Below are 12,268 nucleotides of genomic sequence, written 5' to 3'. Positions count from 1 at the left end.
GAACGAGCAACGGCGACCGCGGCCGTCCTGGGGTGCCGCGGGGTTCGGCCGAAGACCTTTGAGGAGTGACTGATGTCCGCAGAAGACGCCCCGCGCGTGCCGCTCGAGGCCACGGAGCTGACCAACCCGCCGCAGCTGCTGGCCAAGCTCGGCACCGACAGCCCGATCCACAAGGTGTCGATGCCCGACGGCATGCCCGCCTGGCTGGTCACGGGCTACCGCGAGGCGCGCCGCGCGCTGTCCGACCCGCGCCTGGCCCGCAGCGACAAGGTCGCCGACCCGACCCTGAAGCCGTACCTGGCGCTCTACAACGACGACTTCTTCCGCCACTCCATGGTGTTCAACGACCGGCCGGACCACACCCGGATGAAGAAGCTCGTCTCGCAGGCGTTCACCCCGCGCTACATGGAGAACCTGCGCCCGCGGGTGCAGGAGATCACCGACCGGCTGCTGGCCGCGGTGGCCGCCACCGGCACCGCGGAGGTCGTCGAGGACCTCGCCATCCCGCTGCCCAACGAGGTCATCTGCGAGTGGTTCGGCGTCCCGATGTCCGACCGCGCGGAGTTCCGCGAGTACTGCGGGATCGTCACCGGCCTCGGCGAGGTGACCGACCAGAACGACATCTTCCAGGCCGGCCGCTGGTTCGACGACTACCTGACGAAGCTGATCGCGCAGCGCAAGGAGACCTCGGGCGAGGACATGATCTCCGCGATCCTGTCCGGCCAGGAGGGCAACTCGACGCTGTCGGACATCGAGCTGCGGTCCAACATCTTCCTGATGCTGATCGGCTCGGTCGAGACGGCGGTCAACATGATCGCCAACGGCATCCTCGCGCTGCTGCGCAACCCGGAGCAGCTCGCGAAGCTGCGCGCGAACCCGGACCTGGTGCCCAAGGCGATCGAGGAGATCCTGCGCGTCGACCCGCCGGTGGTCACGGTGACCTACCACTTCGCCAAGGCGGAGGTCACGATCGGCGACGTCACGGTCCAGCCGGGCGAGCACGTGGCGATCTCCCTGACCGCGACGAACTACGACGCCCGCGACTTCCCGGAGCCGGGCAAGTTCGACCTCGAGCGCCAGACCCCGCACCTGGCCTTCAGCCACGGCATCCACTTCTGCCTGGGCGCCCCGCTGGCCCGGCTCGAGGGCGAGATCTTCTTCAAGAGCCTGCTGGCGAAGTTCTCCGACATCCAGCTGGCGATCCCGGAGGCCGACCTGGGCTGGAAGCCGAGCTACTTCGTGCACCGGCTGAACGAGCTGCCCATCCGCCTGACGGAGTCGTCGGCCGCCGCGGCTGCTTGAGTTCAGTCCACTGTGGAGCCCCGGACTTCGGTCCGGGGCTCCGTTGTTTCGCCGGGTGCCGCTCCCGTACCTGCCGGTCGTGAGTGTTTAGGGCGGTTCTAACCGCCCTAAACACTCACGACCACCTACGCGGTTACGTCAGGCGGTACACGGAGACGTGCGTCGTCGACTCCGCGGTGAACTCCGCTCCGGCCCAGTCCGCGTGCCTGCTCTCCAGCTCGAACCCCGCCAGCTGCGCCATCAGGTCCAACTCGGCGGGCCACACGTACCGGAACCGGCCACGCCCGAGCCGCGTCCGGTTCTCACCGTCGAACGTGAAGTGGTGCGACACCAGGTGCTGGTTCAGCACGTCGTACACGTCGACACCCAGGTACCCGGGCTCGTTCGCGAACACCAGCGCGTCCTGCCCCGGCGGCAGCAGCCGCAGCCCGGGCACCCCCAGCTCGATCACGAACCGCCCGCCGGGCACCAGGTGGCGAGCGGCGTTGCGGAAGCACTCGACCTGCTCGGCCTGCGTCTGCAGGTTCGAGATCGTGTTGTAGACCAGGTAGACGAGCGAGAACGACCCCGGCGCGCGGGCGTTCGCCATGTCCCCGAGGACGACCGGAAGCAGCTGCTCGTCAGCCTTCGAACGAAGCTGCGAGAGCATCGCCGGGGACAGCTCGATGCCCGTCACCGGCACGCCGCGGCCGGCGAGCGGGATCGCGGCCCGGCCCGTCCCCACCGCGAACTCGAGCGCGGCCCCGCCGCCCGCGAGCGCCGCCAGCCGGTCGACCGCCGGGTCCAGCACCTCCGGTGCGAACATCCCCGTGCCGGGCGTGTCGTAACGCCGGGCCGTGTCGGCGCTCCAGACCTCGCTCATGCCTCCACGATCACGAGCCGCCCGCGAATTGTCCACCGGTTTTCCCGGCAACGGGAAAAGCCGCCTCGCACCCGTCGGTGCGAGGCGGCTCGTGATGCCCCCAGGTCAGGCCGCGGCGCGGCGTTCCCGCTCGGTGACCGCCTCGTAGTAGCGGGCGATCGCCTTGTACGACTCCTTCGGCTCGATCCGGTAGGTCGAGAAGTGGTCGAAGTAGTCGTCGCGGATCGTCTTCGTGATCGTCATGCTCGCGGTGTCGAGGTCCCACTGCGGGTCCTCGGAGTGCGGGTGCGTCGGGTGGACGAACTCCGTCACCGCGACGCTGTAGATCCCGAACTCGTCGTACAGGCGCAGCCGGTCGAGGTGGAAGTCGGCCTGGGCCTGCTCGTCGCGGACGAAGCCGTCGAACACCCGCGGCGGCTCGACCGTGCGGTCCACGATGTCGAAGCCCAGCAGACCCTTCTCCGACGCGCCCGCGTAGGTGAACGTGCCGTACTCGGCGATCATGATCGGCTTGCCCCACTTGCGGTACGAGTCCAGCTCGGCGATGTACGCCTCGCGGCTCGGCTTCGCGTGGAAGTAGTCCGTGATGCCGATGTAGTCGAACGGCGTCCAGTCGACCCGCTCGAACGAGCCCGCCGAGTAGGTGATGCCGCCGCTGAAGTTCGCCCGCGCGACCTTGACCGCCTGGCCCAGGAACGCGTTGAGCTTCACCTCGACGTCGTCGTGGTCGATCGGGCCGACCGGGCGCAGGAAGTGGTGGTCGGAGTCCGGGAACGCGTTGCCCATCCGGTTGTGGTAGAACTCGCCCGGCATGATCCCCATGGTCTGGATCGCGTGCGTGCACCCGACGCTGACGTGGATGTCCGCGCCCTGCTTGCGGAACTTCTCCCCCAGCCGCGCGGTCTCGGCGATGTGCTCCAGCACGTCCGGCTGCTCGCCGTCCATCAGCCGCGGCTGCAGCCACACGTGCAGGCCGCGCTCGACCGCGTGCGCCGTCGTGGCTTCGAGGCGGTCGAACAGGGTGCCGTAGATCGTCACCGAGTTCGCCTTGAGGCCGTCGGCGATCGAGTCGATCTCCGTGCGCATGATGTCGTCGCTCCACACCATGCGGGAGTTGTGGCCCTGGCCGGTCTCGTGGTTGGACCCGCAGTCGTAGGCGACCCCGCGGTAGGTGAGACCTCTCCCCTGCGGCGCGAGGATCTCGTGTTCGCTCATGTCGTGCTCTCCTAAAAGACGCTAGGCCGCGCGCCGGCGCTGCTGGAAGATGTCGTTGATCCCGGTCAGGCCCGAGAGCATGGTCGCGAAGTCCATCTCGCGCGGCCGCAGCTTGTTCGGGTCGATCTGCTCCTGGGCCTTGTCCCAGTAGTCCTCCTTGTTCTTCGTGCGGTCGTAGAAGAACCGCACGAAGTCCAGCACGGAGTCGAGGAAGGTCCGGTAGCTCTCCTCGTACAGGCCGAGCAGCTCGTCCTCGGCCGACGGGTCCTGCAGCACGCCGTCGATCGCGTCGGCCAGCGCCCGCGCCCCGCGCAGCGCCAGCGTGACGCCGGTGGACAGCAGCGGGTCGACGAACGCGGCGGCGTCGCCGACCAGCGCCCAGCCCGGGCCGTGGAAGCGCTCGGCGGTGTAGGACCAGTCCTTGATGTTGCGGAACCCGCTCGCCCGCGTCGCGCCCTTGACCAGGGTGCTGACCTCTTCGGTCTTGGCGAGCTCCTCGAAGTACAGCTCCTCCAGCGACTTGCCGGACTTCTGGTACTCCTCCAGCGGCGTCACGTACCCGACGCTGACCGTGCCGTCGTGCAGCGGGATGAACCAGAACCAGCCGGCGGGGCGGTTCTCCGAGATGATGTCGCCCGCCTTGGTGCCGCTGTAGCGGTTGCAGCCCTGCCAGTACGTCCAGGTCGCGATGTTGCGCAGGTCGTCGTGCCAGACGACCGAGTCGAAGTGCTTGGCCAGCATGTGGGTCTGGCCCGAGGCGTCGATGACGAACGTCGCGTGCGCTTCCTTCGTCTCCTTGCTGCCCTTCTCCGCGTAGGTGACGCCGACCATGCGCTCGCCGTCGAAGATCGGCTCGCGGACGGTCACCTCTTCGAGCACCTTCGCGCCCAGCTCGCGGGCCCGGCCCAGCACCAGCGCGTCGAAGTCGGCGCGGCGCACCTGGTAGGCGTAGTCGTAGAGCGCCGACTCGGTGAACCGGAAGCCCCAGGTGCCCTGGTTCTTGCCCCACAGCAGGGTGCCGCCGTACTTCTTGGTGAAGCCCATGGCGTCCAGGCGCTTGATCAGGCCCAGGTCGTCCAGAGTGGGCAGGGCGCCGGTGATCAGGGACTCGCCGATGTGGTAGCGCGGGAACTTCTCGCGTTCGAGCACGAGCACCTTGTGGCCCATGCCGGCCAGCAGCCCGGCCGTCGCCGCGCCACCGGGTCCCCCGCCGATGACCACGACGTCGTAACTCTCCTCGCTTGCGCTCATGTGCGCCTTCCTCCTCGATCGCCGCTGCTGCTGGTGGTCAGAGTGCCCACAGTGGACGGTTGGGGTCGGCCAGGCCGGAGGCCAGGATCCCCCGGTAGTCCTCGACCATCCGGACCATCGTCTCCCGGTCGAACTGCTCGGTGTTGTAGCGCGCGGTGCCGGCGATCTCGCCGTCACCGAGGATGTCCAGTGCCCACAGCACGCCGTTCGGGATGTCCGAGGTGTCCTGGCACGACTGGGTGCGCTTGCGGACCTCGGCGTACTCGACGTCGCCGACGGTTTCGGCCTCGGTCATGCCGGGGAACTGCAGCACCTGGATGGCGCAGACGGCGTTGTCGTCCCGCTCGTAGGTCTTGTTGATCTCCGGCGCCTGCGCGACGACCTCGCTGAAGGGCAGCTCGTGCGCGTAGGCCTCCAGGCAGGTGGCCCGGATCCGCAGCACCAGCTCGGAGAAGGTGCGGCAGCCGTCGATGTCGGTGCGCAGCGGGACCAGGTTGAAGAACGGGCCGATGGTCTCGTAGTGCGACTGGTCGGCGCGGCCGGAGGTGATGATCGGCACCACCAGGTCGGTGGCGCCCGACATCCGCGCCAGCAGCGCGTTGTAGGCGGCCAGCAGCACCATGAACGGCGAGCAGTGCATCACCCGCGCGAGCTCGGTCGTGCCGCGGGTGAGCTCGGCGTCGAGCAGGAACCGCTCCACCGCGTAGACGGCGGGGGTGTCCGGGGCGAGCGTGCGGTCGGCCTTGATGTCGAGCATTCGCCCGCCGCGCAGCTTGCCGCCCCAGTACTCCCGCGACGCCTGCGACTGGTCGCTGGCCAGGTCGCCGATCTGCCAGACGGAGAACTCGCCGTACTGGCGCGGTTCCGGCAGCGCGGGCACGTCGAGCCCGCGGCGCCGCGCGTAGCTGACGGCCAGCTCGTGGATCAGCACGTGCAGCGACCAGCCGTCGCCGGCGGTGTGGTGCACGATGAGCACCAGCACGCCGTCGCGGTCGTCGAAGCGGCCCAGTTCGGCGCGCAGGTGCGGCAGCTCGTCGGCGCCGAGGCGGCCCGCCTCGACGGAGTTGACGAACTCGTCGACCTGCAGGTCGCGCGGGCGGCCGTCGTCGGTCAGGTCGTGCAGGACGAGCTCCGGCGAGCACGGCGGGTGCACGAGCTGGTACTGCTCGCCGCCTTCGCGGACGATCTCCGTGCGGAGGATCTCGTGCCGCTCGACGACGTCGTCCAGCGCGCCGCGCAGCGCGTCCAGGTCCAGCTCGCCGCGCACCCGCCAGCCGTGGATCACCAGGTGCCGGGGCCCGAACGCGCCGTCCGTCTCGCCCTTGTCGAAGATGCACAGCAGACCGAGGTTGGCCGACAGCGGGTAGCGGCTCATCGGGGTTCCCTTTCCCTGCACGGCTTTCAATTCAGTGGTGGTCGCGCTGGCGCTCGGCGGCCTGGTACAGCGCGGTGATGTTGCCGCTGCCGAAGCCCCGCGCCCCGAGCCGTTCGATCAGCTCCAGGAAGATCGTGTTCCGCGGGTGCACCGAGCGGGCGAAGATCTGGTACAGCTGGCCGTCGTGGTCCTCGTCGACCAGCACCTGCTGCTCGCGCAGGTTCACCACCGAGTACTGCTCCGGCACCACGCGCTGCAGCAGGTCCGCGTAGTAGGAGGCGGGGGTGCCCATGAACTCGACGCCCCGGTCGCGCAGCACGTCGACCGCCTCGATGATCCCGTTGGTGGTGAAGGCGATGTGCTGCACGCCCGCGCCGCCGTGGTCCTTGAGGAAGTCGTCGATGTGGCCCGGCTCCTTCGAGGTGTCCGGCTCGATCAGCGTGAAGGTGACGCTGCCGGACTTGCTCTGCACGACCTTCGTGGTCATCGCCTGCGCGCCGACCGCGATCGTCTCGGCGAAGATCAGCTCGAAGCCCAGCACGTCCCGGTAGAAGTCGACCGTGGCGTCGAGGTGGCCGTGCTCCACGCACACCGCGAAGTGGTCGATCTCCAGCAGCGCACCGGGTTCCTCGGCGTTGACCGCGATCGGCGCGGGCACGCCGCCGGGGTACTCGACGAAGGTGTGCAGCGTGTCGCCGAAGCCCATGATGCTGGCCGTGACGACGTTGCCGGCGCGGGACGGCCCGGCGACCGGGCGCGCCCCGCGGGCGACGGCCGCCTCGAACGCCGCCTTCGCGTCGCTGACGCGCAGGGCGATGTCCGAGACGCCGTCACCGTGGTGGTCGACGTAGGCGGTGCCGGGGTGGTCCTCGACGAGCGGCTCGCTGAAGATGAACCGGACGTCGTTGGCCCCGATCTCGATCGAGCGCACCGTGGCCCAGTCCGGGCCGGAGTCACCCAGCGGCCGCTCGCCGAGGCCGTACCCGCGCACCAGCCAGTCCCGTGCCGTGTCGAGGCTGCCGACGTAGAAACGGACGTAGTCCAGCTCGAGACCGTCGAGGGCCGACGGGTTCGGGGTGGCCATGGGAAACCTTCTTTCCTCTGTTCCGGGATGAGCGCGGTGGGCGGGCGTCCGGGAGTCAGGCGGCGCGGCGGGCGGCCGGGTTCGGCCGCAGGTCGCGCCAGTTCTCGGCGATGTGGTCCAGGCACGCCTGGCGACCGCGCGGGCCGTAGGAGACCTCCCAGCCGGCGGGCACCGGGATACCGGACACCCACAGGGAGTGCTCGCCCGCGGCGTTCACCAGGACGGTGTAGTTCTTGTCCGGGTCGTCGAAGGGGTTCGTCATCTCGGGTCTCCCTCAGAGCACCTGGGCCAGGCCGGCCACGGTCGGAGTGTCGAAGAGCGTGTTGATCTTCAGTTCCACGCCCAGCTCGGCGCGGATCCGGTTGAGCAGGCGCATCGCCAGCAGCGAGTGGCCGCCCAGGTCGAAGAAGCTGTCGTCGACGCCGACCTCTTCGATGCCGAGCACCTCGGAGAACGCGCGGCAGAGCGCCTCCTCCTTCGGGCCGCTCGGCGCGCGGGAGGCACCCGCGGTCTCGAACTCCGGCTGCGGCAGCGCGGCCCGGTCGAGCTTGCCGTTCGCGGTCAGCGGCAGCCGCTCGACCACGACGAACGCGGCGGGCAGCATGTACTCCGGCAGCCGGGAGCGGACGCGCTCGCGGATGGCGCCGGTGTCCGGCTCGCCGGACTCGGCGACCAGGTACGCGACCAGGCGGACGTCACCGGCCTTGACCTCGCGGGCGACGACGGCGACGTCGGCGAGGCCGGGGTGCCCGGCGATGGCGGCCTCGATCTCGGCGAGCTCGACGCGGAAGCCGAGGATCTTCACCTGGTCGGTGGCGCGGCCGACGAACTCGATCTCGCCGGCCGGGGTGCGGCGCACGAGGTCGCCGGTGCGGTACATCCGGGAACCCGGCTCGCCGAAGGGGTTGGCGACGAAGCGCTCGCCGGTCAGGTCCGGTCGGCCGGCGTAGCCGAGGGCCACGCCGACGCCGCCGAAGTACAGCTCGCCGACGGTGCCGTCGGGCACCGGGTCCAGCCGCTCGTCCAGGACGTGCAGCTCGACGCCGTCCATCGCGCGCCCGACCGGGACCACCGGGCCCGGGGTGTAGGGCGCGCGGATCGCGGAGTTGGTGCTGAAGACCGTGCCCTCGGTCGCGCCGTACATCGCGCGGACGGTCAGGTTCGGGTTGACCTCGAGCACGCGGGCGACCGCGTTCGGCGCGATCACGTCGCCGCCGGTGAGGACCTCGCGGACCCCGGCCAGGCTCTCCGGCGCCTCCTCGGCGACGACGCGGAACAGGCCCGCGGTCAGGTGCACGCCGGTGATCTCGTTCTCGGCCAGCAGCGAGCCGAGGGTCGGGATGTCGAGCTTGCCCTCGGGCGCGACGACCACGGTGCCGCCGTGCAGCAGCGGAACCCAGATCTCGTAGGTGGAGACGTTGAAGGCGTGCGGCGCGATGAGCAGGACCCGCTCGTGGTTGCCGGTGTCCCAAGTGGAGTCCAGGGCCAGCGCGAGGGCGTCGGTGTGGCGCACGGCCACGCCCTTCGGCTCGCCCGTGGAACCCGAGGTGTACATGACGTACGCCGGGGAGTTCTCGTCCAGCGTGACCGCGGGCGCCGTCACCGGCTGGTCGGAGAGGTCTTCGGACGCCAGCACGACGTCGGCGACCGACGGGATGCCCAGGCCCTTCGAGGCCTCGTCGGTGACCAGGATGGTCGCCTTCGAGTGGTCGACGATCCACTGCCGCCGGTCGGCCGGGTAGGCCGAGTGGATCGGCTGGTAGAAGGAGCCCGCCTTGAGCGCGGCCAGGAACGTGACGACGACGTCGGTGCTGCGCTCCAGCAGCACGGCGACCGGGACGTCCGGGCCCGCGCCCAGCCCGGTGAGCCGGTGGGCGAGCCGGTTGGCGCGCTCGTCGAGCTTCCCGGTACGTCAGCGTCCGGTCCGTGCCGGAGACCGCCACCGCGTCGGGGGTTCGGGCGGCCTGCGCGGAGAACGCCTCATGAACGGACCGGGACATGATCACACTCCAATTCCTCGAATCCTGCAGCGCCGGTTCCGACGCTAACCACGGGCGCGGGTGACCCACGTCTCCGCGTTTGCGGGGTTGTTCTGCTTGCCGGGCCAGGAGAATCAGGCGGCTTGACCGTCCGCGCCTTCGGCGGGCTGGTGCGAAAGGACGCGCTGGACGAGCGTCTCGTCCATCAGCGCGGTCGGCGGGTCGATGAGCCCGGCCACGCGCATGAACGCCTTGACGATCTCCTGGTCCTTCGACGCGGCGTACTGCAGCATGCCCATGAAGGCGTTGCCCTGCTCGATTTCCGGGGTGCGCTCGCCCTCGACGCCGGGGAAGGCGAGGTCGCCACTGGCGGAAACGGCCCACGGCGCGTCGACGACCTGGCCGATGTCGCGGAAGTAGGCGTACTGGTCGACTTCGCCGTTGCGCAGGTGCTCGCGGAGGGTGAAGGCCTCCCAGGCGGCGACGCTCATGCCCTGGCCGTAGACGGGGTTGAAGCTGCAGATGGCGTCACCGAGCACGAGCAGGCCGGCCGGGAAGCGGTCGAGGTGCTCGTAGCGGCGGCGGACACTGGCCGGGAAGCCGAAGGAGGTCGGGTCGTCGAGCGGCTCGGCGTCCTTGATGCCGTCGTAGACGTCCGGCACCGGCAGCGACTTCGCGAACTCGACGAAGCCCTCGGGGTCGGTCGGCGGGTGGTCGCCGAGGATCCCGGTCAGGGAGACGATGCAAGTGTCCTCATCGGACAGTCCGAAGAAGGCCCCGCGCGGGTGGGCGGGCGAGGCGACCGGGTTGATCGACCAGGTGTCGGTGAACGAGCCGGCCGGGCGGCGGTAGAACCGGGTGGTGTAGGCCAGCCCGATCTTGACGCGGTCCTCGGTGGGCCGCGCGTAGCCGAGCTGCTCCAGCCAGGCGGGCGTCCGCGAGCCACGGCCGGTGGCGTCGAGCACGAGGTCGGCGCTGAGCACCTTCTCGACCCCGGCGTCGTCGCGGACGCGGACGCCGATGACGCGCTGGTTGTCCGAAGTGGACACCAGGCCCAGGATGTCGTGCTGCTCCAGGTAAGTGACGTTCGGCAGCGCGTTGACGCGCGTGCGGACGTGGTTCTCCAGCACCGGGCGCGTGGGCGTCACGGAGACGAGGCCCGTGTGGGTGTAGGGCAGGCGCAGGCCGTTGAAGTACCAGCGCATCTCGCCGAGGTCACCGACGGGGGCACCGGCGGCGCGCAGGTCGTCGGTGAAGCCGGGGAAGAAGTCTTCGAGGATCCGCTGGCCCCGGGCGTGCAGCCCGTGCGCGTGGCGGGTGTGCGGCGTGCCCTTGCGCGGCTTCGTCACCCCGAGGACGGTGTCGCGGTCGAGGACCAGGACGTTCTCGTAGGACTCGGACAGCACCCGGGCCGCCAGGCTACCGGCCATGCTGCCACCGAGGACGACGGCGACGCTTCCGACCTGTCCGGCCATGTGCCGGCCTCCTTGGCGTGAGAGGTTCAGGGAGGGCCGTCACGTGCTCCGGTGCGGCCTGCTGCCAGCCTCACACCCGGGTCGGGCGGTGGACGTCTCATGGTTTGCCCCGCGGGGGCGTGGAGGAACGTTGGAAGAAATCCGCCGGGGCACGGCCGTGCTGAAGGGGACTTTCCTGGCGTCTGGTGTGCTGAAGGGGACTTTCCTGGCATGTGATGAGAGGAAGGGGCCCTTCAGCCGGCTCGGGCCGGGGAGGATCGGCGGGCTCGGCGGCACCCGGCGCTTGGTCACGCTCGGCGCATGCCGCCACCCGGCGAACGCCCGGCCGCGCCGGGCAATCGCTCGCCCGGAGCCAGCGCTTGGCCGCCACCGGCACGCTCGGCGCCCCGGTCGCCGTGCACTCGGCCCCGCCCCCGGGCGGGCCCGGCCGCCACCCGGCGAGTGCTCGGCCGCGCCCAGCGCGGGACCGCCCCGGGCGCGGTCGGCCGCGCCCAGGCCGCTCGGTCGCCATCCGCCCCCCGGCCCGCACCCGGCCACGCCCGGCGGGCTCGGCCACGCCCGGCCCGCCCGCCCCAGCGCGCTCGTCCGCCCCGGCGCTTGGCCGCCCCGCGCTCGCCACCACCCGACCCGCGCGTCGGCTCGCGGCGTCTTGAATGACTCATTCAAGTCCCCGGAAGTCCTGAACGACTCATTCAAGACACCCGAATACGCCGAAGGGGACCCCCGCGCCCGCGAGGGTCCCCTTCCGCCCGAAGCCCGGACTCAGCTCGGGAACGTGCCGCTCGTGACGTTCACGAACGTGCCCGTGATCGCGCCCGCCCGGTCCGATGCCAGGAACGCCGCCGTCGCCGCCACCTGGGCCAGCGTCGGGGACTTCTTCGTCATGCGCATCCCGTCCAGGTGCTGCAGCAGACCCTGGAACGCCGCGTCGTCCATCGGGGGCGCGCCGCTGAACGCCGCCAGCTTCTCCGGCGACAGCGTCTCCGGCAGGCCCGCCGTCCAGATGCCCAGCACGCGCACGCCCGCCGGGCCGATCTCGTTCGCCAGGTTGCGGAACAGCGTGTCCAGCGCCGCGTCGGCCGGGCCCGTGCCGCCCATCATCGGGCTGCCGTTGGCCGACCCGCTGTTCAGGCCGAGGATCACCCCCGACCCCTGCTCCACCATGTGCCGCGCGGCCGCCCGCGCCGTCAGGAAGTTCGTGGTCAGCCCGGTGAGCACCGGCCCGGTCACGTCGTCGGCGATCATGTCCACCAGCGGCGTGCCCTGCACGTCGCCGCGGGTGATCAGGTTGATCGAGATGTCCAGGCTTCCGCTCTCGGCCACCACCGCCTTGGCGTGCCGCTCCACCGCGGCCTCGTTCAGGGCGTTCACCACGTTGGCCTTCGCCCAGCCGCCGGCGTTCGTGATCTCCTTGACCACCGGCGTGAGGTTCTTGCGGGTCCGCCCCGCGCAGTAGACGCGAGCCCCCGCCGCGGCGAACGCCTTGGCCACTTCGCGGCCGATGGAACCACCGGCCCCGTAGACGATGGCGTTCTTGTTCTCCAGGGACATCAGCTTTCCTTTCCTCTTTCGACGTGTGCCCGGTGCACACCGACGTGGCCTGGCCCCCCAGCCATCGCATCGACCCGGCCGCCGCCGAACGGCGGAACGGGACGAGGAATCCGAGCACATCGTTGTGCCTTCGCGCGGCGGGCCGCATCTTCCGAATTGCGCTCACCGACTGCG

10 protein-coding genes are annotated in these 12,268 nt (G+C 70.5%); 1 reads left to right on the top strand and 9 read right to left on the bottom strand.

The features are described 5' to 3' along the window. The first annotated feature begins 72 nt into the window (after nt 1-72). On the top strand, nt 73-1,302 hold the full coding sequence (locus QP939_RS27940; protein WP_285449186.1) for a cytochrome P450 family protein: 1,230 nt from the start codon (nt 73-75) through the stop codon (nt 1,300-1,302). 133 nt (nt 1,303-1,435) lie between these two features. On the opposite strand, the gene QP939_RS27935 is transcribed toward QP939_RS27940, so the two are convergent. The 9 genes from QP939_RS27935 to QP939_RS27895 all read right to left on the bottom strand — a co-directional run bounded on the left by QP939_RS27935 (nt 1,436) and on the right by QP939_RS27895 (nt 12,094). Next, nucleotides 1,436-2,164 carry a class I SAM-dependent methyltransferase gene (locus QP939_RS27935; protein WP_285449185.1) on the bottom strand — a complete coding sequence of 243 codons (729 nt, stop codon included), beginning with the start codon at nt 2,162-2,164 and terminating at the stop codon, nt 1,436-1,438. A gap of 105 nt (nt 2,165-2,269) precedes the next feature. Beyond that, nucleotides 2,270-3,379, bottom strand: a complete 1,110-nt coding sequence (locus QP939_RS27930) for a hypothetical protein (RefSeq protein WP_285449184.1) — start codon at nt 3,377-3,379, stop codon at nt 2,270-2,272. A 21-nt stretch (nt 3,380-3,400) separates the two neighbouring features. Further along, the gene (locus tag QP939_RS27925; RefSeq protein ID WP_285449183.1) at nt 3,401-4,630 is read right to left on the bottom strand and encodes an NAD(P)/FAD-dependent oxidoreductase; all 1,230 of its coding nucleotides are present in this window, start codon (nt 4,628-4,630) and stop codon (nt 3,401-3,403) included. 37 nt (nt 4,631-4,667) lie between these two features. Next, complete coding sequence (locus QP939_RS27920) at nt 4,668-6,005, bottom strand: condensation domain-containing protein (protein ID WP_285449182.1); 1,338 nt, start codon at nt 6,003-6,005, stop codon at nt 4,668-4,670. A gap of 31 nt (nt 6,006-6,036) precedes the next feature. Continuing rightward, nucleotides 6,037-7,089 (bottom strand): 4-hydroxyphenylpyruvate dioxygenase, encoded by a 1,053-nt coding sequence (hppD, locus tag QP939_RS27915; protein WP_285449181.1) that lies wholly within the window; start codon nt 7,087-7,089, stop codon nt 6,037-6,039. 55 nt (nt 7,090-7,144) lie between these two features. Further along, entirely contained in the window at nt 7,145-7,351 is a 207-nt protein-coding gene (locus QP939_RS27910) for an MbtH family protein (RefSeq protein WP_285449180.1), read from the bottom strand. Nucleotides 7,352-7,363: 12 nt separating this feature from the next. Beyond that, the gene (locus tag QP939_RS27905) at nt 7,364-8,947 is read right to left on the bottom strand and encodes a non-ribosomal peptide synthetase (protein ID WP_285459861.1); all 1,584 of its coding nucleotides are present in this window, start codon (nt 8,945-8,947) and stop codon (nt 7,364-7,366) included. Between the two features lie 255 nt (nt 8,948-9,202). Further along, nucleotides 9,203-10,543 carry an FAD-dependent oxidoreductase gene (locus QP939_RS27900; protein ID WP_285449179.1) on the bottom strand — a complete coding sequence of 447 codons (1,341 nt, stop codon included), beginning with the start codon at nt 10,541-10,543 and terminating at the stop codon, nt 9,203-9,205. Between the two features lie 762 nt (nt 10,544-11,305). Then, nucleotides 11,306-12,094, bottom strand: coding sequence for an SDR family NAD(P)-dependent oxidoreductase (locus QP939_RS27895; RefSeq protein WP_285449178.1), 789 nt, complete (start codon nt 12,092-12,094; stop codon nt 11,306-11,308). Nucleotides 12,095-12,268 lie beyond the last annotated feature (174 nt).

It is taken from the genome of Amycolatopsis nalaikhensis (assembly GCF_030264295.1).
Classification (GTDB): domain Bacteria; phylum Actinomycetota; class Actinomycetes; order Mycobacteriales; family Pseudonocardiaceae; genus Amycolatopsis; species Amycolatopsis nalaikhensis.
This window is presented reverse-complemented; position numbering and strand designations above follow the sequence as displayed.